Raw genomic sequence first — 19,677 nt, 5'->3', positions numbered from 1 at the left:
CAGGGTCAGGGCAGCAGGATGACGTGCAGCTGACGCGGGCCGTGCACGCCTTCCACCCGGATGAGCTCGATGTCGCTGGTGGCCGACGGCCCGCTGATCCAGCTCAGCGGGCGGTGGGGAGTCAGCCGGGCGACGGCCTCCGGCACGGTCGCCACCACCTGGTCGGCCCGGACCACGCACACGTGCCGGTCCGGCAGGAGGCTGAGCACCCGGCGGCCCTGGTCGGGCGAGCCGTCCAGGACGATCGTCCCGGTCTCCGCGATCGCGATCGCCACGCCGGTGACGACGGCGTCCGCGGCGCCGATCCGCCCGTTGTCGAGGCCCTCGTCGGGCAGCACGGTCACCGCCGGCGGCAGCCAGGCGCTCGGCAGGCCCGGCGGTACGACGACGGTGCCCCCCACCGGCAGGATGTCCGCGATCGTGTCGGCGACTGCGGCGTCGGCGACCCGATGCACGTGTGCCCGGTAGTCGGTCAACCGTTCCACCAGTTGGTCGAGGTCACGCGGGCCCGCGTGCCGGTAGTCCCGCGGCACCTCGACCGGGCCGTGGGCGCCGACGGTGAGGGCGGCCCGGAGCCGGCCGAGGACGAGGTCGCGGGAACTCATCGCCGGGCCCACCAGTCCCGGAACGTCTCGGCCGGTGCGTCCGGCAGGTCGCGGCTGACGGTCCAGCCGTTCAGCGGCGGGGGCAGGCCCCGTCCGCGCCGGCCGGCGAGCCGGCTCAGCCTGGCGGCGCGCTGCGCGGCCTCGTACCACCCGACGCGGTCCATCGTGTGCGCGGCGGCGGCCATCGCGATCGACTCGGCGGTGGGCCGGCGTCGCGACTCGACGACCTCGGCGCGCAGATGCACCAGCAGCTCCGGAATGTCGATCTTCACTGGACAGGCGTCATAGCACGCCCCGCACAACGTCGACGCGTACGGCAGCGAGGTGTTCTCCGCGACGCCGGTGAGCTGGGGTGACAGCACCGCCCCGATCGGCCCCGGATACACCGACCCGTACGCGTGCCCGCCGGTACGCTCGTAGACCGGGCACACGTTGAGGCAGGCCGAGCAGCGGATGCACCACAGTGCCTGCCGGCCGACCTCGTCGGCGAGCACGGCACTGCGCCCGTTGTCCAGCAGGACCAGGTGGAACGCCTGCGGACCGTCGCCGGGGGTGACTCCGGTCCACATCGACGTGTACGGGTTCATCCGTTCCCCGGTCGACGCCCTCGGCAGCAGTTGCAGGAACACCTCCAGGTCCCGCCAGGTCGGCACGACCTTCTCCACACCCATGATCGTGATCAACGTTTCCGGCAGGGTCAGGCACATCCGGCCGTTGCCCTCCGACTCCACCACGGCCAGGGTGCCGGTCTCGGCAACGGCGAAGTTCGCGCCGGACACCGCCACCGGCGTGCTCAGGAAGGTCTTCCGCAGGTAGTGGCGCGCGGCGGCGGCCAACGCCGCCGGATCGTCGGTCAGCGACGGGTCGACGCCGGGCATCGCGCGGAGGAAGATGTCCCGGATCTCCGCCCGATTTCGATGGATCGCGGGGACCAGGATGTGGCTGGGCCGGTCGCCGCCGAGCTGCACGATCAGCTCCGCCAGGTCCGTCTCGACCGGGGTGATCCCGGCCGAATCGAGCGCCTCGTTGAGGCCGATCTCCTGGGTCGCCATCGACTTGACCTTGATGATCCGGTCCGTACCGGCTGCCCGCACAAGGTCGGTGACGATGCGGTTGGCCTCCACCGCGTCCGCTGCCCAGTGCACCACGCCGCCAGCCTCGGTGACCTTCGCTTCGAGCTGTTCCAGCAGCTCCGGCAGGCGGGCGATGGTGTCGGCCTTGACCGCCGCGCCCGCCGCCCGCAACTGCTCCCAGTCCGGCGCCTCGGCGATCACAGCGGCTGACTTGCCCCGGATCGTCGTCGTCGCGTGCCGGAGGTTGCGGCGCAGCTGCGGATCGGCCAGGCTGCGCCGCGCGGCGGCCGGGAACGGCTCCTCGCCGCGCAGCTGCCCCACTCCGGCCGGCGCGGTCGCCGGCATGCCGAGGAACGTCGTCCGCGTCACCGTGTCACCGCCGAACGGCTCTGCGCACCAGCGGTCCCCGGCTGCTCGGTCGAGGCCAGAATCTCGGCGAGATGCACCGCGCGGACCCCGGTCCGCAGCCGGGACAGCCCGCCGCCGATGTGCATGAGGCACGAAGAGTCACTGGCGGTGCAGACGTCGGCGCCGGTGGAGAGCACATGGTGCATCTTGTCCGCCAGCATCGCGGTGGAGGTGTCCGCGTTCTTCAGCGCGAACGTACCCCCGAAGCCGCAGCACTGCTCCGCGGCGGGCAACTCCACCAGACCGAGACCGCGCACCTCGCGCAGCAGCCGTAGCGGCCGGTCCCCCACGCGCAGCACCCGCAGCGAGTGACAGGTCGGGTGGTAGGTGACCCGGTGCGGGTAGTACGCCCCCACGTCGGTCACGCCGAGCACGTCGACCAGCAACTCGGACAGCTCGTACGTCCGCGCCGCCACCGACTCCGCCAGGCTGGCCAGCCGCTCGTCGCCCGCCCGCCGGGCCACCATCGCGTGCTGCTGCCGCACCGTCCCCACGCAGGAGCCCGACGGCGCGACGATCACGTCGTACGCATCGAAGATCCGCGCGTGCCGGCGCACCAGCGGCACCGCCTCGGGCTGGTAGCCGGTGTTGATGTGCATCTGCCCACAGCAGGTCTGACCGTCCGGAAAGACCACCTCGTGGCCAAGCCGTTCCAGCAGCAGCACGGTCGCCTTCGCCGCCTGCGGAAACATGGTGTCGGCCAGGCAGGTCACGAACAGCGCGATCCGCACCTCACACCTCCAGCCGTGGGGTCGGAAAGGCGGCCAGCGCCGCCACGGCGCTGTCGCCGGGCGCACGACTTCCCGCGTCGGCCGCGCCAAGTATGGCGCGTCCGGGCCGGTGCTGCCGGCAGCGGGCTGCTGTGGTCATCGCGCTGGCCCGACCCGCAGGTGGGTGACACCGCCGTCGACGTTGAGCACCGTGCCGGTGGTGGATCCCGACCGCGGCGATGCGAGGTAGGCGATCGCGTTCGCGGCCTCCTCGGGCGACACCAGTCGCCCGATGGGCTGCCGGGCCTGCAACGCCGCGCGCTCGGCCACGGGATCTTCCGCCCGCGCCAACAGGCGGTCGATCCACGGTGTCTCGGCCGTACCGGGGCACACGCAGTTGACCCGGATGCCCTCGTGGACGTGGTCGGCGGCCATGGCCAGCGTCAGCGACAGCACGGCGCCCTTGCTGGCCGCGTAGAGCGCCCGGCCCGGGAGGCCGTTCAACGCGGCGATGGACGAGGTGTTGACGACCGACGCGTGACCCGACCGCCGGAGCCACGGCAGGGCCGCGGTCACCACTCTCGCCATGCCGACCACGTTGACGTCGAGCACGCGGAGCCACTCGTCGTCGGTGTTGTCGGCGACGGTGCCGATCGCCCCGACACCGGCGTTGTTGACCACCACGTCGATGCCGCCGAGCGTGGCGGCGGCTGCCGAGACCGCCGCGTCCACCGACGGGCGGCTCGCGACATCGGCGGCGAAGCCGGCGATGTCCGCCGGGAGTCCGCCCGGGTCGAGGTCGAGGACCGCCACCGTGGCGCCCCTCGCCCGGAGCTCCACGGCCGTCGCGCGCCCGATGCCGGACGAGCCGCCCGTGACGATCGCGGACAGCCCGACGAAATCGCCGCTCATGCCGCCGCCACCGCCTGGCGCGCCCGCCCCAGACCGGTGATCTCGAGCTCCACCACGTCCCCGGGGCGCAGGTAGGGCTGGTCCGGACGGCCGAGCGCCACCCCGGCCGGCGTACCCGTGTTGATCACGTCACCGGGATACAGGACCATGAACTGGCTGAGATACCAGAGGATATGCGAGACCGGAAAGATCATTTCTCCGGTGAATCCGTCCTGGCGGATAGCCCCGTTGACCCACAACCGCAGCGAGAGCGACTGCGGATCGCCGACCTCGTCCGCCGGCGCGAGGACGGGCCCCAGCGGGTTGAACGTCTCGCAGCTCTTGCCCTTGTCCCACTGCCCCCCACGCTCGAGCTGGAACGCGCGCTCGGAGACATCGTGCGACACCGCGTACCCCGCGACGCACCGCATCGCCTCCTCCGGGGAGTCGGCGTAGCGGATGGTCGAGCCGACGACGACCGCGAGTTCGACCTCCCAGTCGGTCCGGCTGGAGCCGCGCGGCACGAGCACGTCGTCGAACGGCCCGACCACGGTCATCGGATCCTTCATGAAGACCACCGGCTCGGCGGGGTGCGGTGCACCGGTCTCCGCCGCGTGGTCCCGGTAGTTGAGTCCAATGCAGACGATCTTGTTGGGACGCGCGACGGGCGCGCCCACCCGCAGCGTGGCGGCGCCGGGCAACTCGGCCAGGTCACCCCGGTCGAGCGCCGCGCGGGTACCCGCGATCCCGTCCGACGACCAGAACGCCCCGTCGAGGTCGGCGGTGAGGGTACGCAGGTCGTAGGTCGTGCCCTCCCGCTGGACGGCCGGGATCTCCCGCCCCGCCGGGCCTAGGCGCAAGAAGTTCATCTCAATCTTCCCCTGTGTTCGGGCTCGCAAGCGGTGGTCGCCCTCAAGGCTGACCCGGCCGCACGGATTTCCGCAATTCGGATCGGAGAGGTCCGGATGGCGAGCGGCGAAGGCGGACAGGATGATCCCGTGCCTCAGCGCAACCGTCTCGATCTCGCAGGCGCGGGTGACGGCATCCCTGCGGCGCACCCGAGGTCCGCGCCGCCGCAGGTGCCGGCGCCGCGGTGTAAGGCCGACAGTCAGCGGGCCGCTCGGATCCAGTCCTGGTAGTGGGTGGGCGCCAGGTGTGCGTCCGGTCCGGCGATGAGCACGTCGCCGGAGACCGCGGCGAACATGCCGGCCGTGTCGTCGGTGACGACGGTCCGGTCGTCCGGCTGCGCCTCCAGGGTGACCCGGCCAAGGTCGTCGAGGGCGAAGACGTCCGGGCCGGCAACGTTGCGGATGCCCCGCAGCGGCGGGCCGGTGGCCACGTCGACGACCGCGTCGACCACGTCCGCGGCAGCCATCGGCTGGACGCGGGTGGCGGGCAGGCGAACGCTGTTGCCGTCGGAGGTCCAGGACAAGATCGCGTCGACGAACTCGAAGAACTGGGTGGCCCGCACGATCGAGTACGGCGAGGGCCCCTGCCGGAGCAGGTCCTCCTGCAGGGTCTTGGCCCGGTAGTAGTCGAGTCGGGGCACCTGGTCCACCCCGACGATCGACAGGATCACCTGGTGGCCGACCCCGGCCCGCTCCCCGGCGGCCAGCAGGTTGGTCATCGAGGTGCGGAAGAACTCCAGCGACGCCTCGTCGAAGGTCGGCGAGTTCGCCACGTTCACCACGACATCCGCCCCTTCCAGGGCCTGATCCAGGCCCTCAGCCGTGAGCAGGTCGACCCCGCTCGACGGCGACGCGGGGACCGCCTCGTGCCCCGCCGCGGTCAACTTCCGGACCACCTGCGAGCCGATCAATCCGGTACCACCGATGACGACGACCTTCATGGCTCTCACCCTTCCACAGCACGCCACAGGGGCACGCCGACTTCGTCGAGGACACAACCCAAACTCGGACACTTTCTGTCCGAGACAGTAGTCGGATAGTCTGTGTCCGAGTCAAGCAGGGGGTCACGTGAAGCTGTCCGGCGGAGTCGAATGGGCACTGCACTGCTGCGTGGTGCTCACCACCGCCACCGAGCCCGTGCCCGCCGCCCGACTCGCGGAGCTCCACGACGTCTCTCCCAGCTACCTGGCCAAGCAGCTACAGGCACTCTCCCGCGCCGGCCTCATCGCCGCCGTCCAGGGCAAGGCCGGCGGATACACCCTGACCAGAGGGCCCGACCTGATCACCATCCTCGACGTCGTCACCGCCGTCGACGGCACGCAGCCCACCTTCGTCTGCACCGAGATCCGCCAACGCGGCCCCCTCGCCACACCACCGCAGGACTGCACCCGCCCCTGCCCCATCGCCCGCGCGATGGCCAGCGCCGACGCCGCCTGGCGCGCCGCACTCCAAGCTGTCTCCATCGCCGACCTCGCCAGCGGCGTCGACCACGACCACGGCCCCACCGCACTCGCCAGCATCCGCACCTGGCTCACCCCGAACGACGGTGATGCCACCATCGCCTGACGTCGGCCCCTCGGTGGGGCCATCCACGGGTGTACCGGAAGTTGGACGCCGCTCCACCCGAACTCACGACGGCGACGTGCCGAGGATCCCGGGTCCGGGATCGTCGGCACCGATCTCCGGACGAGTCCGTCCGAGTACAGCTGGCCCCGGACGGACTCACCGAGATCTTCCCGCTTACTGGCCGTAGGCCTTCGCCGTCCAGCCGAGCGAGCCGAGGGAGCCGCCCTTGATGTCCGTGCCGACACCGTCCGTCTTGTTGGCGTCGAAGTGCACGGAGGCCGAGCCTGCGGCCTTGATCCCGAGCAGTGGCCGACCGTTCGGGTGCGCCTCGCAGTAGCCCGTGCTGAGGCTGGTGAAGGGAGCCCAGCCACTCGCCCGCAGCACCTTCGAGGTAATCGTCTTCGGGGTGGCCCGGTTGATTCGCCACTCCTTGAGCTGCCCGTTGGTCTTGGTACCGATCAGCACGTCCACGGCTGCGCTGCCCGTTCCGCCGCTACGCTCGTAGGTCAACGTGTTGACCGTGTTCCAGCCGGAACCGGCCAGCTTCACCGGCGACGAGAGCGTGAACACACCGTCCACGTAGGTCTCGGTGTAGCGGTAGAGCGACGTGCCCGCCACGCGGTAGAGGTACGGCGACGCCGTCGCGAGGACGCGGGTGTCGGCGAACCCGCTCTTGAGGCGGCCAGCGCTCACCGCCGTGACTCGCATGGTCCCGTCGACCCGCTCGCCCTGACGGCTCACCTTGTAGAGCCACCCGTCCGTCGGGTGGGCGGCGTACTCGGTGCTGCGGAAGCTGGTGTCGTCACCGGAGCCGCCGATCTGCTGGTGCGCCGACGGCACCCAGCCGAGGTTGTCGTCGGCGTAGGCCGTGGTGCTGGTCTCGCCGCCGACGTAGCCGTAGCTGAGACGCTGACCATCGGGGCGGTACGCCGCGGTGAAGACCCTGCAGTCCGCGGGCACGTCGCTGAGCGCGGCGTTCGCCGGCCGGGCGGGTCCGACTCCGGCTACGGCGATGCCGGCCGCGGCGAGGGCCAGCGCCGTCGCGGCAGCCCCGATGGATTTACGCATGAGGGAAAGATCCTCCAGGTGGTACGACTGTGATGGCCAGATTCGACACGTCGGGTCTCGATCGGTGTGCCGCCCGGGCGCCGTCGATCAGATCGGACCAGGGAAGGGTGGCCGGCAAAACGATACGGTGAGGCCCGTACAATCGCCGTACAACCGACGCACAGACCACCAGCCCTGGCGAGAGGTCTCACCGAGCCTGGAGCAGCCCGCGTCTGGCCATGTGGGCTCGCAACGTCTCGGCGTCCTCGGCGGACATCAGCCGGCGTGGGATCACGGTCGCCGGCATCCGGCCGACATACACGATCCAGAACTCAGGGGTGTCCCTTACCTGGGTGACCCCGTCCCAGGCGATGCCGCCGGACTCCGAGCCGCTGCGCATCATGATGTTGTCGTCGGTGATGTCGTAGGCGCCCTCGACAGCGTAGCGACCGGAGCGGCGCCGGGCGCGCAACCGCACCCACGGCCAGTACAGCATCGAGAGCAGGCCACCCACGACCATCGCCATCCACAGCGGCGAGATCTGCTCGCCCCACGCGAACCCACGCGAGACGGCGAGACCGATCGCCCCGACCGCCGCCAGCACCGCGCCGACAGAGCCGTACCTGCGCAGCCGGACACTGCTGAGCGCAGCCGCCACCCGGCCCGGGTAGGCGGGATCGGCAGGGACGTCGAAACGAATGTGCACGCCAGCACGATAGTGCCCCACCCGCCCCCGGGCAGCGCCCGACTCCTCATGCTCCCGTTGTGCCTGTGAGTTCGGCGCGACGAGTCTGCAGGAAGGCACGCTCGGTCTCGTTGGTGGCAAGTGCCACGGCCTGGTCGTAGGCGGCCCGGGCCGCTGCGTGGCGTCCGAGCCGGGCCAGCAGTTCGGCCCGGGTGGCGGGCAGCCGGTGGTAGCCCGGAAGATCGACATCCGCCAACGCGGCGAGTGCCGCCGCTGGTCCGTGCACCTCGGCGACGGCGACCGCGCGGTTGAGCGCGACGATCGGGGTCGGCGCGAGCGCGAGCAGCTGATCGTAGAGTGCCAGGACCTGTGCCCAGTCGCTGGCGGCACCGTCGGTGTGCACCGCGCTGATCGCGGCCTGGATCTGGTATGGGCCGGGCCGGTTGCGCCGCAGGCAACGGCGGACCAGGTCGTGGCCCTCGGCGATGAGTGTCCGGTTCCACAACGACCGATCCTGGTCGGCCAGCAGCACCAGTTGCCCGGCCGGGTCGAGCCGGGCCGGGCGGCGCGCCTCGGTCAGCAGCAGCAGGGCGAGCAGGCCGAGGACCTCGGGCTCGTCGGGCATCAACGCGGCGAGCTCGCGGGCGAGCCGGATCGCCTCGGTGCACAGGTCCGTTCTGATCAGCGGCCCGGCCGTGGACGTGTAGCCCTCGTTGAACATCAGGTAGAGCACCGTAAGCACGGGCGGCAGCCGATCGGGCAGCTCATGTTCGGCGGGTACCCGGTAAGGGATGCCGGCGTCGCGGATCTTCTTCTTGGCGCGCACGATCCGCTGGGCGACGGTCGCCTCCTGAACCAGGTAGGCCCGGGCGATCTCCGGTACTTCGAGGCCGCCGAGCAGGCGGAGCGTGAGAGCGGTCCGCGCGTCGGGAGCGAGCGCCGGGTGGCAGCAGGTGAAGATGAGTCGCAGCTGGTCGTCTTTCACCGGTCCCACCTCCTGGGGCTCGTCCTGTTGGTGCAGCAGCAGGGCCTGGGCGTGTCGGGCCTCACGGGTCGACTCCCGGCGGAGCCGGTCGACGGCCCGGTTGCGTGCGGTGGTCACGATCCAGGCGCCCGGGTTCGGCGGCGGGGTCTGCCACTTCTGCAGCGCCGTGGTGAAGGCGTCCTGGACCGCCTCCTCGGCGAGGTTGATGTCACCGAGGAAGCGGGCCAGGGTGGCGACGCAGCGGCCGTACTCCGCGCGGTAGATGCTCGCCAGGTCCATGTCGGGTGACCGGCTCCTGTTCAGGCTTGGGACAGTTCGTCGAACGGGCGCACCTCGACCGGGCCGCAGGCCGCCGCGCACTTCTCGGCCCAAGCCAACGCCTGGTCCAGGTCCGCGCACTTGATGACCCAGAATCCGGCGATGTGCTCCTTCGTCTCGGCGAACGGCCCGTCGCTCAACGTGGTGGTGCCGTTCTCGATCCGGACGACGGTCGCGCTGTCCGGCGCGGTGAGTCCTCCGGCGAAGACCCAGGCGCCCGCGGCCTGCAGTTCGTCGTTGATCCGATCGGTCTCCCTGAACATGGTCTGCATCTCCTCGTCAGACGGCGCCGGCGCGCCCTCGACGAAGTGCACGGAAAGCAGGTACTGCTTCATGGCGGTTCCTCCGGTAGCTCGACGGTGGGATGGCGACAGCTCAGGCGGCCAGGCGGCGCGCGACAGCGGGGATCACGATCGCGGCCGCGACCAGGTGGGTGAGCATCAGCAGCGCCTTGGTGCCCGCCCCGGCGTCGGCGATCACGTCCGGCACCAGCGACAGGGCGGTCAGCGCCACCGTCGTGCGGACGAACGTGCGCCGCGGGCGCCGGGCGAAACGGGACAGCAGCGCGGCGATGACCACGCCGATCAGCGAGAAGACGGCGGTCAGCACGCCGAACCCGGTGACCGGAATCGGTGCACCGCCCAGATCGAGGCTGATCCCTGCGGCACGGCCGATCGCGGCGACGGCCATGGTGGCGGCGCATGCCGCAACCGTGGCGACGGCACCGGTCCGGATCAGCGCACCGACGGTCGAGGTGGTGCGGGTCGTGTTCACAGCGGTGGTCATCGTGCCCTCCGGCGGATGTGCGGACCGGCTCGGTGCCGGGCTCTCACCAGGGCTACGAAGAGAATCAACCCCGATCGACAAGCACGCCCGAACTTTTCGAAGACATTCGGCCCGGCCTGTGTCGGCGACCGGTCGGGAAGATCGACGGGCCGGTGGGGCCACCTCGTGGTCACCGGAGGTCGCATCCGTCCTACATGGACCCGAGTCGGTCCCGCCCAGACTCCCAGCTCGGACGCTCCACCACCGACTACCCAACAGTTCTGGCGCGACGCGTGGGTCACAATGGTGCTCCACCAAACACCGCTCCGGACCAACCAGCGGCGATCTGCGGCGTCGCCAGGGGAAGGAAGTCGACATGCACAGGCTGCCGGTCACCTACGACATCCCGCGCGACCTGATGCGCTACGCGGTGATGGCCGCAGTGGTCACCACGGCAACCCTCGGCGGCGTGCTGTGGGCCACGTTCGTGGCCGGCGAAGTCCTGCTCGTCGCGGTGCTGGTCGTGGCCGCAGGGTGGGCCTTCATCCTCGTCCGATGCCGATCGCTGGGGACGACCGTCACCAGGGACGGAATCACACGCAACCGGTTCGTCGGCGCCCAGCACCTCGCTTGGCAGGACATTACGGACCTGGCTATTCAGGACCGCCACGCCGCCGTGGGCGCATACGGCTTCCAGGTCGCGTCCCGCTACCTCGTCACCGTCAGCACCCACCACCGTCAGCGCAAGCTGCTGCTGTTGTTTCTCGACGAAAGGGCGTTCAGCCACGACGTCCACGCCTTCGTGGCGGAACTCAGCGCAATCGGCGCGCTCTGGGAGCAACACCGGCACCCTGGTACGGCACCGTAGCGGGCGACCACCCGGGGTGTACGCGTACCGGGCGGGGATGGGCACCTGCCGCCGGACAGCTACGGCACGTCGGCAACGAGTCCGATGAATGACAGCTCGTCGCACAGTGGCGAAGATACCTGGTCAGCGGCGCGTGGCGGGCGGTCCCTCAGGTCCCGCTCATGTTCCCTCAGCCAGGCCGCAGACCTTCCCCAAGCGGCAAGCCATCCGGTTGGCCGAACATTTGGAGGTCCATGCCGGCAACGGCCGAAAAATATCCGGAAGGTTCACAAGCGGTGAATAGAATCAGCGGCATCCGCCGTACAGCAGGACTCGTCGCCGTCGTGGTCGTCGCCACGATGGCGGCCGTCCCGGCGGCGTCGGCCGCGTCGAGTCAATCTGAGTCGGTCCCCGTCAACCCGCACTGCGTCGTCAACATCGAAGTGCCCACCACGACGTCCACCTGCCACCCCACGCTGCGGGCGGCGGTCGCCCAGGCGACCGGCGGACGGGTCGAGGATGCCCCGCACGACGGGGCGGAGTTCGACGGGCAGACGCTCCGGCAGATCAACCAGGCTGGCAGCGCGGCCAGGGCAGCCGGTGAGGCGTCCCGCATGTTGCTCGCCATCGAATTCACCGAGCCGAACTACCAGGGCCGCAGCCTGTCGATCTCGGCACCGGTGGAGTACGACCCCGGCTACGGCAACACCTTCACCCCCTGCATGCGCTCGGACGAAGCGGTAGTCCAGTACCTTCCGTCCGAGTACCGGTCGGAAATCAGGTCGTTCCAGACATTCAACTACTGCTACGTCAGGCACTACGACTCGACCGAGTTCTCCCACGAGTGGTACGCCAATGACCGGCTCGCCGACGTGCCCGCGTACATGCAGGACAAAGTCAACATGTTCATCCTCCACCGGGGACCCACCCGACAGGGTCTGCTGAGCAAGTGCGACGACGGCGCCGAGACCTGTTCGTTCACGCCAGACACCGAACTACTCCCGGTCTACAACGGCTGGCGGCAGGTGGCCCAGGCCATCAACTGCTCGGACTTCGACTTCGCCTACACCAAGACCTGGACGGATTCGGTCGGCGGCTCCATCCACATGTCGTTCGAGGTCGGCGTAACCGGGAGCGGCGGGATCCCCGGCCTGGCGGAGATCAGCGCATCGGTCTCGGCGACCTTCGGCCAGCAATGGAACTGGTCGTCGACGACAACCGACACCACCTCGGCCACCATTCCGGCGCGGCACTGGTATGCCCTTGACCGCGACCCCGAGATGCAGACCGTCACTGGGCACTACAATCTCACGTTCGAGAACAACTACTGGGGTCGTAAGAACTGGCAGATCAAGAGTGTCACGGCGACCGGGCCGGTCCCGGACAACGCCGCTCTGTTCCGCGCCCGAGGGGCCGAGATGACCGCTACGGAGTTCGCGCAGAACTGCAGCAGTGCCGCGATCGCCGCGCGGCGGGACGGGACCGCGAAGCAGGTGCCGGGAACGTACTACATCGATCCGAAGAACTAGCTGATCGGCTGGCAGGGGAGATCGTCACCGGGCAGCGCGGTGGCCCCCACAGTGGTACGCGCCAGCCAGCTGCGGCGGGCGCCGACGCTACTGCTCGCCGAGGGTGATCTGCCCGAGCCTGCCAGTGGCTCTGCCCGACCTGTTCATCCTCGGGCAGAGCCACTGGCAGCATCCGGAGTTACGACCGGCATCTCGCTGGAGACTGTCGGTCGTGGCGCACCTGTGTGGTCGTGACTACCAGTTCGGGGGGAGATAGTTGGTCTTGGTCACCCCGCGGGCGGTGCTGCTGATGCGGTAGTTGGACCCGCAGTTCGCCTTGGAGTACCCACCGATGCCCACGCCGTTGCCGTAGGCGTACTTCGTCGTGCTCGAGTTGTTCACGTGGATGCACTTGGTCCAGGCACGGTAGAAGCCTGTGCCACCCCGACACATGACCCCGTAGGTGGCGGTCCCGGGGGTGGCGTTGCAGTTCGTCGGCAGCGCGAACGCTGGCGCGGCGGTGACTGTGACGACACCGAAGGTCGAAGTGAGCGCAAGGGTCAGGGAGACCGCTATCCGTTTCGCGGTTGCCACCCGGTACCCTGCCCCGTTTTCCCTCTTTCGCACCGTGTCTGTCCTTCTCTTTCGGTCGGTCGGTTCCGACTTCGGCCTTGCGTTTGTAGCTCTTGCGGTGCAGTACTCGCGGCGGCAAGCCGTCGAAATGAGGATCATCATGTTGGATGCCGCCGAGATCCGCCGACTCGGTAACGCTCCGTCATGTACGGATTCGCGGGTTGACCGCCAGCACAACTCTGTCACGGAGCAGGCTGGAAGATCAAGTGACGTGAGCGAGCCCAACACATGTCGATCGCGCTTACCGAACGCCTCGCCGCGGCCGGCGTCGACCCGTCCGTCGGATCGATCGACTCGTACGACTATGAGACTTTGAGGCGCCGTCAGGCGGCCTGACTCTTGCTTGCGACTGACCCCGCGGTTTGGGTGTCCCTGCTGTTGATCTGTCGTCTAAGATGGAGCCCGCGATGTCAAGACACGTCAACGAGGTCTGGCTGATCGAACGCCACGTCACCGACACCGTCGGCGCGCGCATCAGCGCGGCCGCCCAACTCGGCGTTGCCAGCCATACCCCCGAGCAGGCAACTCCCGCCCAGGTCGCAGCCTGGAACCAAGTCACTGGGCCATCGCCATTCGTCGGGTGTGCCGGGCCGGAGCTGTTCGTCGCCTCGAGCCACCCGCTGCCCGCACCATGGCACTCAGTGAAGAGCGTCAATAGCTAACGAGGGGCCCGGGACCGCGCACCCCGACCCTGGGCCGCGACAACCCGAGCACCGGGAGCGCTTCTCGGCGGTCAGGTTCTCCACGTGCGAGTGAACCGCCCGGTCAGCACCCATCAGGTAATCATGCAGTTACCCAGCGGTGAGCACCATAGGTGCAGCCGGGCCGGGCGCTTCCGGACCCGCCGTTTTCGTTTCCCGGCAAAGGGGGTAAGTGGAACAGATGCGCATCCCCATCGAGACGGCAATGGCGGCCAGGCCGGCCTTCGGCCCCTCGGGCACCGGGGTCGCCACGGCACCGGAAGTCTCCGGCGGCCCGGTGATGCGGGTCCGGCGAGCACTGCTGCCGGTGACGGTGGCGGTCGTCCTTGCGGTCAGCGCATGCGGCGACACCAGCTCGGACGGACCCTCGCCGGGCGCCGCCGACGGCGACGGCACCACCACCGCGGCACCACCACCGGCGACCACGCCCTCGGCCGGGTCGGCGGCACCGTCCACTCCCCACCGCGCACCCGAGCACCGCGACGCCCGGCCCCACCGCGACCCCGACCGCGACCGCTCCGGCCAGCCCGGACGGCAACCTGCGTCGCGGCCAGTCCGGGCCGGCAGTCCGCGACCTCCAGCAGCGACTCGACGAACTCGGCTACTGGACCGGGAAGTCCGACGGAGTCTTCGGCAACCTCACCGAGCAGGCCGTGTACGCCGTGCAGAAGACCGCCGGCCTCCGGCCGGACGGCGTCGTGGGTCCGAAGACCCGGGCCGCCCTCGCCGAGGGCACCCGCCCAGACGCACAGAGTACGAAGGGTCATGTCGCCGAGGTCGACCTGGACCGACAGTTGCTGATGATCGTCGACGACGGGTCGGTGAGCCGCATCTTCAACACCTCGACCGGCACCTTCGAGGAGTACACCCACGACGGCGAGACCTACCTGGCCGACACGCCCCGGGGCAAGTGGGCGGTGGGCTGGCAGGTGGACGGGTGGCGGGATGGCCCGCTCGGCCGGCTGTACCGACCGAAGTACTTCCACCACCAGGGCATCGCGGTGCACGGGTACACCAGCGTTCCGCCGCAGCCGGCGTCGCACGGCTGCGTGCGGGTGACGCTGCCCGCGATGGACTGGCTGTGGGCACGGGACCAGCTGCCGCTCGACACTCCTGTGTGGGTGTACTGACCCGTGCCCGGGCGAGCTTGCATCCGGTACCTGGGTACAGGGTTCGACGAGTTGTTCGCCTCGGCCGTGATCGGGGTCCAGCGGGTTGCGGGCCCGTGCGCGGGCGAAGCTGACCGAGGTGGAGCAGAAGATCGCACTCAGTCCTCCGCCACGACCTTGACGTCCTTCCAGAACGCGACCCGGTCCCGGACCAACTCGGCCTCGGGCAGCGGCTCCGGGTAGTACCAGACCGCGTCCGCGCTGATCTGGCCGGCGCGCTCCAGCGTGTAGTACGACGCGGTGCCCTTCCACGGGCAGAACGTGTGGGTGTCGGAGTCGCGCAGCAGGTCGTCGCGGAGCGCCGCGCGGGGAAAGTAGTGGTTCCCCTCGACCACCACGGTGTCCGGGCTCTCGGCGATGACCAGGTCGTTCCAGATTGCTTTCGGCATACCCCCAGACTATGCCGGCCCGCGACCGGCCAGCCGGTCGTCGCTATCGCGGCACCTCGTGCAGGGTGACGGCGTCGAGCCGGCCACCGGTCAGCTCGGCGGTGAGGTATGTCGCGTACGGCTGGCGGCGCCGGTCGGTCGGCGAGCCGGGATTGAGCAGCCGCAGACCGCCCGGCGCCTCGCTGTCCCACGGGATGTGGGAGTGCCCGAAGACGAGCAGGTCGCAGTCGGCGAACCGGGCCGCGCACCGGCGTCGCTCAACCCTCCGTCACCGCGGTCCGGCGGGCCGGTGCGATGCCCCGGGCCACCCCGGTCTCGGCCAACCGACGTGCGACGACGAGCCCGAACGCGGTGAACGTCACCTGGCTGGCGACCATGAGCGCGAAGAAGATCACCTGCACCAGCACCGACATCGTGGAGATGTTGAACGCCGCGTACGCGGACAAGGCATACAGCGCGGTGAAGATGATCGCGGTGAGCTGGAACAGCCACGGCCGCCAGATCCGGTACCGCGTCACCAGGAAGCCCAGTTCCATTGCGACGCCGACCATCAGGCACGTGACGATGGCGCTCGGGCCGGCCGGGGTGGGAGTGCTGATGACGCCCGCGATGAACATCGTCAGCACGGCCGAGCCGGGCCGGCGCAGCACCGCCAGCGCGACCACCGGTCCGATGAGCCACAGCCCGACCATCGGGGCGTAGGCCAGCGGCACGGTCGCCGAGACGCTGAAGGCCGCGAAGTTGGCCGGGATCAGCAGCACGCCGGTTGCCGCGCCGATCGCGGCGCAGGCCATCAGGAAACGGGTGGTCAACGTCAAGGGGTGCCTCCGGTCAGGTGTGAAACGAGCAGCGGAATCAGCGGGGCGCCGGCCAGCAGCAGCGCGAGGAGCACACCGTCGCGCAGCCGGAACGGGATGTGCCGACGTTCGGTCCGACGTGGATAGGCACCGAAACCGCGCGACTCCATCGACAGTGACACGCGGTCGGCATGCCGGATACCACCTGCCAGAAGCGGGATGGCGTACCCGGAATATCGCCGGATTCCCGCGAACGGACCCCGGCCGCCGGAGCGCCCGCGGACCCGGTGGGCGCTACGGATCGTGTCGAGTTCCTGCGCGAAGCGCGGCACGAAGCGCAGCGCGGCCAGCCCGGCGTAGCCGACCCGGTAGGGCACGCGAAGCTGCGCGATCATCGAACGGACCAGGTCGGCTCCGTGGGTGGTCAGCCCCGAGACAAGGGCCAGCAGCACCACCGAGGCGACCCGCAGGCCGGTCGCGAGGCCGGTCTCCAACGCCCCCGACCAGAGGGTCAACGGGCCGAGCCGCAGAAGGGCGGGGGTGTGCTCGACCCGGGACGGATCCGTCCAGACCCCGAACGACACGGTCATCACGGCCACCAGGGCGGTGATGCCGAGCAGCAGGCCACCCAGCGTTCGTGCGGCGAGCCGGCCCCCGCCCAGCAGCAGGGCCAACGCCAGGGCCGCGAACAACGCCGGGGTGAGCAGATCCCGCGAACCGATCGCCACGACCATGGCCGGGAGCGGCCCGAGCACCTTCACCAGCGGGTTGTACGTCCGCAGGTCCAGCACCGAGCCGTCCAGATCCGGTTCGGTGACGACGCCGATGCCGCCGCGTGCCGCGCGGGCCGTCATGCCGCCACCGCGGGCGTACCCGATGGAAGGTCGGCGAGTCGGGTGACCGCCCGCCACCGCTCGTGGCGGACCAGGGTGCCGGTGGCGCGGGCCAGCGGAGGCGGGCGCAGGCCGGCCCGGGCGAGCACTCCGGCGTCGGCGAACAGGTCAGCCGGCGGCGCGTCGGCGAGCACCCGCCCTTCGGCGAGCACCACGACGCGGCTCGCATGCTCGGCGACCAGCTGCATGTCGTGGGTCACCACGAGGACGGTGGTGCCGGCCCGGTGCAGATCGGTCAGGAGGTTGAGCAGTTCCGCGGCCCGCTGCCGGTCCTGGCCGAAGGTGGGCTCGTCGAGCACCAGCACCCGCGGACGGCAGATGATCGCGGTCGCGACCGACAGCCGTCGTTTCTGGCCGCCGGAGAGCAGGAACGGGTGCCGGTCGCGGAGTTCCAGGAGGCCGAACCGGCGCAGTACGTCGTCCACCCGGGTCGCCACGTCCCCCTCGGCGACCCGGCGGATCCGCAGCCCGTGGGCCAGTTCGTCGTCGACCCGGTTGGTGACGAACTGGTGTTCCGGGTTCTGGAAGACGAACCCGACCAGACCGGCGAGGGTACGACCGTCGACCCGAGCCGGATCCACGCCGGCGACCCGGACCGCCCCGCGGGGTGGCCGGGCCACACCCGCGACGGCCTGCGCCAGCGTGGTCTTGCCGGCACCGTTCGGGCCTACCACGGCGACCAGCTCACCCGCCGGTACGACGAGGTCGATCTCGTGCAACACCGGCACCCGGCCGCGCCGCACGGTCAGGCGCGACACCTCCACCGCGACATCGCCCCCGCAGCCCACCGCGGTCACGGCGTCGGCCGGCGGCGGCGCCGGCAGGATCGGGCGCGCATCGAGGGCCGCGCCCAACTCGGCAGGAGTCAGCGGCAGTGGCGCGAGGTCGACGCCGGCGCCACGGAGCCGAAGCGCCGCCAGGGTCGCCTGCGGCAGCCAGACGCCGAGCCGCATCAGGCGGTCGGCATGTTCGGTGAGCACCTGCCGGACCGGTCCCGCCAGCACCACCCGGCCGATGTCGTCGAGCACCACCACCCGGTCGACCAGTTCGACGGCGGTGTCCAGGTTGTGCTCGACCAGCAGGACGCCGCGTTCGCCGGTTGCGACGATCCGCCGCAGCAGGGCGTGCACCTCCTCGACCCCGACCGGGTCGAGATTGGCGGTCGGCTCGTCCAACACCAGCAGCGGCGCCCGCAGGGCCAACGCGCAGGCGATGGCCAGTCGCTGCCGGCCGCCGCCGGACAGTTGACTCGGGTCGTCGTCGCGCCGCTCCCACAGGCCGACTGTCCGCAACGCCTCCTCGGCCCGTCCGAGCACCTCCGGGACGGGTAGCCGCAGGTTTTCCGGGCCGAAGCAGACCTCGTCAAGGACCGTCGCCATCACCACCTGCGCGTCCGGGTCCTGGAAAACCATCGCCACGTCGCCGGCGAAGCTCGGCACCGGATGGTCGGCGGTGGACCGGCCAGCGGCATGCACCGTGCCCGCCACCCGGGCGGTCACCACGTTGGGAATCAGCCCGTTGCTGGTCAGGGTCAACGTCGACTTGCCGCATCCCGACGGCCCCAGCAGCAGGACGGCCTCACCCGGCCAGACCTCGAACGACACCCCATCCGGGCTGGGACGCCCGTAGCGGACAACGTCGTCGTCGCCGTGCTGGGGCAGCTCGTGCCGCACGGACACACCGGCGAACGAGAGCAGGGGCTGGTTCACGGGGTTAGGATAGGCGACCCTAACCCAACAGTGCCATGCCTGCCCGTGTGTGCGGATGACGGCCGCGGGGCGCGGGCGGAAGACGGCGGATCCGCCGGCCTCAGAGCCGGGCGCCGCCCGGTCGGCCTCGACCCGTCCCGGAGGCCCGGTGACCGACGCGCGGAGCCCGCACCACCGAGGAGTTGCCTGCCCCGGGGCGGAAGTCCCGGGCCGCGGCGGCAACCATCTCGTCGGGATCGCGACCGAGCGCCTGCCGGATGTGCGGCGGAACCACCTCCGACTTCGCCATCGCCATCCGCACCTGCACCGAGCGGTCGTCAACCAGGCGACGCAGATCCGCCTCGCCCAGCTCGACCGCGAGCACCAGCGCGACGCGGACGTCGCCCACCGGATCCTGGGCGAGAACGCTGCGCTGGGCGCTGGTCGTCCGTGGGTTGCGGGCGAGCCCCTTGCGTACGCGAGCGGTGCGATCGGCCATCAGCGCGGTGATCACGTCGGGGTCGTGGGTGTGGGTGGCCAGTCGTTCCCGTACCTCGGGTGAGACGTCGTCAACCAGCCGCGCGGCCAGTTCGGGCTCCAGCTCGCGCGTCTCCGCGAGGAGACCGCGAAGCTCCTTGTCGGGGGCCTCCGCCATCACCTGGCGAATCGACTCGTCGCAGGCCGGGTTGCCGGCGACCGCCCAGCGGACCCACCGGTCGGCGTCGGTGACGAGCAGCCGGAGATTGCCGACCGAGGTCGAGGGGTTCCTCGCCACGGCCTCCCGGACGTGACGATCACGGTCCCGGGTCAGCGGTCGCAGCGCCTGCGCGGGCGCGTCGGTGCGGGTCGCGACCGCCTTACGGACCACGGCCGACGGGTCGGACGCCAGGTCGATGAGGGTCATCTGCCCTGTGGTGGGGTCCTGCGCGAGGGCGAGCCGCGCATCGACATCGTCACCCGGCCCACCGTCCGCGGCGGCACCTGACCCGCCGTGACCGTTGGGCTCGCCGACGTCCTGCTGTTTCCCCATGAGCGCCATCATGTCACGGGCCGACCGGGCGACCGCGAGCACTGACCAGCGCTTCGACGGT

At 70.5% G+C, this 19,677-nt stretch carries 22 protein-coding genes and 1 pseudogene; 5 read left to right on the top strand and 18 right to left on the bottom strand.

Annotated features, from left to right (window positions below):
- Window positions 1–5: 5 nt before the first annotated feature.
- The 6 genes from KIF24_RS11450 to KIF24_RS11425 all read right to left on the bottom strand — a co-directional run bounded on the left by KIF24_RS11450 (window position 6) and on the right by KIF24_RS11425 (window position 5,536).
- On the bottom strand, window positions 6–605 hold the full coding sequence (locus KIF24_RS11450) for a LutC/YkgG family protein (RefSeq protein WP_221084027.1): 600 nt from the start codon (window positions 603–605) through the stop codon (window positions 6–8).
- Window positions 602–2,023, bottom strand: a complete 1,422-nt coding sequence (locus KIF24_RS11445) for a lactate utilization protein B (protein ID WP_221087302.1) — start codon at window positions 2,021–2,023, stop codon at window positions 602–604. Before KIF24_RS11445 ends, KIF24_RS11450 begins: the two co-directional genes overlap by 4 nt.
- Window positions 2,024–2,043: 20 nt before the next feature.
- The gene (locus tag KIF24_RS11440; RefSeq protein WP_221084026.1) at window positions 2,044–2,817 is read right to left on the bottom strand and encodes a (Fe-S)-binding protein; all 774 of its coding nucleotides are present in this window, start codon (window positions 2,815–2,817) and stop codon (window positions 2,044–2,046) included.
- 135 nt (window positions 2,818–2,952) lie between these two features.
- Complete coding sequence (locus KIF24_RS11435) at window positions 2,953–3,708, bottom strand: SDR family NAD(P)-dependent oxidoreductase (RefSeq protein WP_221084025.1); 756 nt, start codon at window positions 3,706–3,708, stop codon at window positions 2,953–2,955.
- Entirely contained in the window at window positions 3,705–4,556 is an 852-nt protein-coding gene (locus KIF24_RS11430; RefSeq protein WP_221084024.1) for a fumarylacetoacetate hydrolase family protein, read from the bottom strand. The genes KIF24_RS11435 and KIF24_RS11430 overlap by 4 nt, the downstream gene beginning before the upstream one ends.
- Window positions 4,557–4,795: 239 nt before the next feature.
- Window positions 4,796–5,536 carry an SDR family oxidoreductase gene (locus KIF24_RS11425; RefSeq protein ID WP_221084023.1) on the bottom strand — a complete coding sequence of 247 codons (741 nt, stop codon included), beginning with the start codon at window positions 5,534–5,536 and terminating at the stop codon, window positions 4,796–4,798.
- Window positions 5,537–5,663: 127 nt separating this feature from the next.
- On the opposite strand from KIF24_RS11425, the gene KIF24_RS11420 reads away from it, so the two are divergent.
- On the top strand, window positions 5,664–6,161 hold the full coding sequence (locus tag KIF24_RS11420; protein WP_221084022.1) for an RrF2 family transcriptional regulator: 498 nt from the start codon (window positions 5,664–5,666) through the stop codon (window positions 6,159–6,161).
- 174 nt (window positions 6,162–6,335) lie between these two features.
- Here KIF24_RS11420 and KIF24_RS11415 read toward each other — a convergent pair whose 3' ends face one another.
- The 5 genes from KIF24_RS11415 to KIF24_RS11395 form a co-directional block, all read right to left on the bottom strand.
- Complete coding sequence (locus KIF24_RS11415) at window positions 6,336–7,229, bottom strand: hypothetical protein (protein ID WP_221084021.1); 894 nt, start codon at window positions 7,227–7,229, stop codon at window positions 6,336–6,338.
- A gap of 187 nt (window positions 7,230–7,416) precedes the next feature.
- Entirely contained in the window at window positions 7,417–7,914 is a 498-nt protein-coding gene (locus tag KIF24_RS11410; RefSeq protein ID WP_221084020.1) for a YcxB family protein, read from the bottom strand.
- Window positions 7,915–7,960: 46 nt separating this feature from the next.
- A complete protein-coding gene (locus tag KIF24_RS11405) occupies window positions 7,961–9,157 on the bottom strand; it encodes an RNA polymerase sigma factor (protein WP_221084019.1) in 1,197 nt (398 codons plus the stop codon).
- A 20-nt stretch (window positions 9,158–9,177) separates the two neighbouring features.
- Window positions 9,178–9,531 (bottom strand): YciI family protein, encoded by a 354-nt coding sequence (locus tag KIF24_RS11400; RefSeq protein ID WP_221084018.1) that lies wholly within the window; start codon window positions 9,529–9,531, stop codon window positions 9,178–9,180.
- A gap of 40 nt (window positions 9,532–9,571) precedes the next feature.
- Window positions 9,572–9,982, bottom strand: coding sequence for a DUF6069 family protein (locus KIF24_RS11395; RefSeq protein WP_221084017.1), 411 nt, complete (start codon window positions 9,980–9,982; stop codon window positions 9,572–9,574).
- Window positions 9,983–10,337: 355 nt separating this feature from the next.
- Between KIF24_RS11395 and KIF24_RS11390 the strand changes: the two genes are divergently transcribed.
- On the top strand, window positions 10,338–10,829 hold the full coding sequence (locus KIF24_RS11390) for a hypothetical protein (protein WP_221084016.1): 492 nt from the start codon (window positions 10,338–10,340) through the stop codon (window positions 10,827–10,829).
- Between the two features lie 161 nt (window positions 10,830–10,990).
- On the top strand, window positions 10,991–12,337 hold the full coding sequence (locus tag KIF24_RS11385) for a hypothetical protein (RefSeq protein ID WP_221084015.1): 1,347 nt from the start codon (window positions 10,991–10,993) through the stop codon (window positions 12,335–12,337).
- A 234-nt stretch (window positions 12,338–12,571) separates the two neighbouring features.
- On the opposite strand, the gene KIF24_RS11380 is transcribed toward KIF24_RS11385, so the two are convergent.
- A complete protein-coding gene (locus KIF24_RS11380) occupies window positions 12,572–12,910 on the bottom strand; it encodes a hypothetical protein (protein WP_221084014.1) in 339 nt (112 codons plus the stop codon).
- Between the two features lie 446 nt (window positions 12,911–13,356).
- On the opposite strand from KIF24_RS11380, the gene KIF24_RS11375 reads away from it, so the two are divergent.
- Both KIF24_RS11375 and KIF24_RS11370 read left to right on the top strand, forming a co-directional pair.
- Window positions 13,357–13,611, top strand: a complete 255-nt coding sequence (locus KIF24_RS11375; protein ID WP_221087668.1) for a hypothetical protein — start codon at window positions 13,357–13,359, stop codon at window positions 13,609–13,611.
- 365 nt (window positions 13,612–13,976) lie between these two features.
- Window positions 13,977–14,780, top strand: coding sequence for a L,D-transpeptidase family protein (locus tag KIF24_RS11370; protein WP_221084013.1), 804 nt, complete (start codon window positions 13,977–13,979; stop codon window positions 14,778–14,780).
- A 137-nt stretch (window positions 14,781–14,917) separates the two neighbouring features.
- Here KIF24_RS11370 and KIF24_RS11365 read toward each other — a convergent pair whose 3' ends face one another.
- The 6 genes and pseudogenes from KIF24_RS11365 to KIF24_RS11340 form a co-directional block, all read right to left on the bottom strand.
- Window positions 14,918–15,208: a DUF427 domain-containing protein gene (locus KIF24_RS11365; protein ID WP_221084012.1), complete on the bottom strand. Its 291-nt coding sequence runs from the start codon at window positions 15,206–15,208 to the stop codon at window positions 14,918–14,920.
- A 43-nt stretch (window positions 15,209–15,251) separates the two neighbouring features.
- A pseudogene (locus KIF24_RS11360) lies at window positions 15,252–15,458 on the bottom strand (metallophosphoesterase family protein); the annotation flags it as partial.
- 7 nt (window positions 15,459–15,465) lie between these two features.
- Window positions 15,466–16,026 carry an ECF transporter S component gene (locus tag KIF24_RS11355; RefSeq protein WP_221084011.1) on the bottom strand — a complete coding sequence of 187 codons (561 nt, stop codon included), beginning with the start codon at window positions 16,024–16,026 and terminating at the stop codon, window positions 15,466–15,468.
- Window positions 16,023–16,859 (bottom strand): energy-coupling factor transporter transmembrane component T, encoded by an 837-nt coding sequence (locus KIF24_RS11350; RefSeq protein WP_221084010.1) that lies wholly within the window; start codon window positions 16,857–16,859, stop codon window positions 16,023–16,025. Before KIF24_RS11350 ends, KIF24_RS11355 begins: the two co-directional genes overlap by 4 nt.
- Window positions 16,856–18,607, bottom strand: a complete 1,752-nt coding sequence (locus KIF24_RS11345) for an ABC transporter ATP-binding protein (RefSeq protein WP_331461086.1) — start codon at window positions 18,605–18,607, stop codon at window positions 16,856–16,858. Before KIF24_RS11345 ends, KIF24_RS11350 begins: the two co-directional genes overlap by 4 nt.
- Window positions 18,608–18,707: 100 nt before the next feature.
- The gene (locus KIF24_RS11340) at window positions 18,708–19,616 is read right to left on the bottom strand and encodes a DUF2336 domain-containing protein (protein ID WP_221084009.1); all 909 of its coding nucleotides are present in this window, start codon (window positions 19,614–19,616) and stop codon (window positions 18,708–18,710) included.
- Between the last annotated feature and the right edge of the window lie 61 nt (window positions 19,617–19,677).

The sequence above is a fragment of the Micromonospora tarapacensis genome, from assembly GCF_019697375.1.
In the GTDB taxonomy this organism is placed as follows: domain Bacteria; phylum Actinomycetota; class Actinomycetes; order Mycobacteriales; family Micromonosporaceae; genus Micromonospora; species Micromonospora tarapacensis.
Note: the sequence above shows the minus strand (reverse complement) of the source record. Positions and strands in the feature narration are given on the sequence as shown.

Bases quoted from the DNA above. Each gene is read 5' to 3' on its own strand.
- KIF24_RS11430 (WP_221084024.1), bottom strand. From the start codon at position 4,556: ATGAACTTCTTGCGCCTAGGCCCGGCGGGGCGGGAGATCCCGGCCGTC.
- KIF24_RS11375 (WP_221087668.1), top strand. From the start codon at position 13,357: ATGTCAAGACACGTCAACGAGGTCTGGCTGATCGAACGCCACGTCACC.
- KIF24_RS11390 (WP_221084016.1), top strand. From the start codon at position 10,338: ATGCACAGGCTGCCGGTCACCTACGACATCCCGCGCGACCTGATGCGC.
- KIF24_RS11340 (WP_221084009.1), bottom strand. From the start codon at position 19,616: ATGGGGAAACAGCAGGACGTCGGCGAGCCCAACGGTCACGGCGGGTCA.
- KIF24_RS11415 (WP_221084021.1), bottom strand. From the start codon at position 7,229: ATGCGTAAATCCATCGGGGCTGCCGCGACGGCGCTGGCCCTCGCCGCG.
- KIF24_RS11395 (WP_221084017.1), bottom strand. From the start codon at position 9,982: ATGACCACCGCTGTGAACACGACCCGCACCACCTCGACCGTCGGTGCG.
- KIF24_RS11365 (WP_221084012.1), bottom strand. From the start codon at position 15,208: ATGCCGAAAGCAATCTGGAACGACCTGGTCATCGCCGAGAGCCCGGAC.
- KIF24_RS11400 (WP_221084018.1), bottom strand. From the start codon at position 9,531: ATGAAGCAGTACCTGCTTTCCGTGCACTTCGTCGAGGGCGCGCCGGCG.
- KIF24_RS11435 (WP_221084025.1), bottom strand. From the start codon at position 3,708: ATGAGCGGCGATTTCGTCGGGCTGTCCGCGATCGTCACGGGCGGCTCG.
- KIF24_RS11350 (WP_221084010.1), bottom strand. From the start codon at position 16,859: ATGACGGCCCGCGCGGCACGCGGCGGCATCGGCGTCGTCACCGAACCG.
- KIF24_RS11385 (WP_221084015.1), top strand. From the start codon at position 10,991: ATGTTCCCTCAGCCAGGCCGCAGACCTTCCCCAAGCGGCAAGCCATCC.
- KIF24_RS11405 (WP_221084019.1), bottom strand. From the start codon at position 9,157: ATGGACCTGGCGAGCATCTACCGCGCGGAGTACGGCCGCTGCGTCGCC.
- KIF24_RS11445 (WP_221087302.1), bottom strand. From the start codon at position 2,023: ATGCCGGCGACCGCGCCGGCCGGAGTGGGGCAGCTGCGCGGCGAGGAG.
- KIF24_RS11450 (WP_221084027.1), bottom strand. From the start codon at position 605: ATGAGTTCCCGCGACCTCGTCCTCGGCCGGCTCCGGGCCGCCCTCACC.
- KIF24_RS11425 (WP_221084023.1), bottom strand. From the start codon at position 5,536: ATGAAGGTCGTCGTCATCGGTGGTACCGGATTGATCGGCTCGCAGGTG.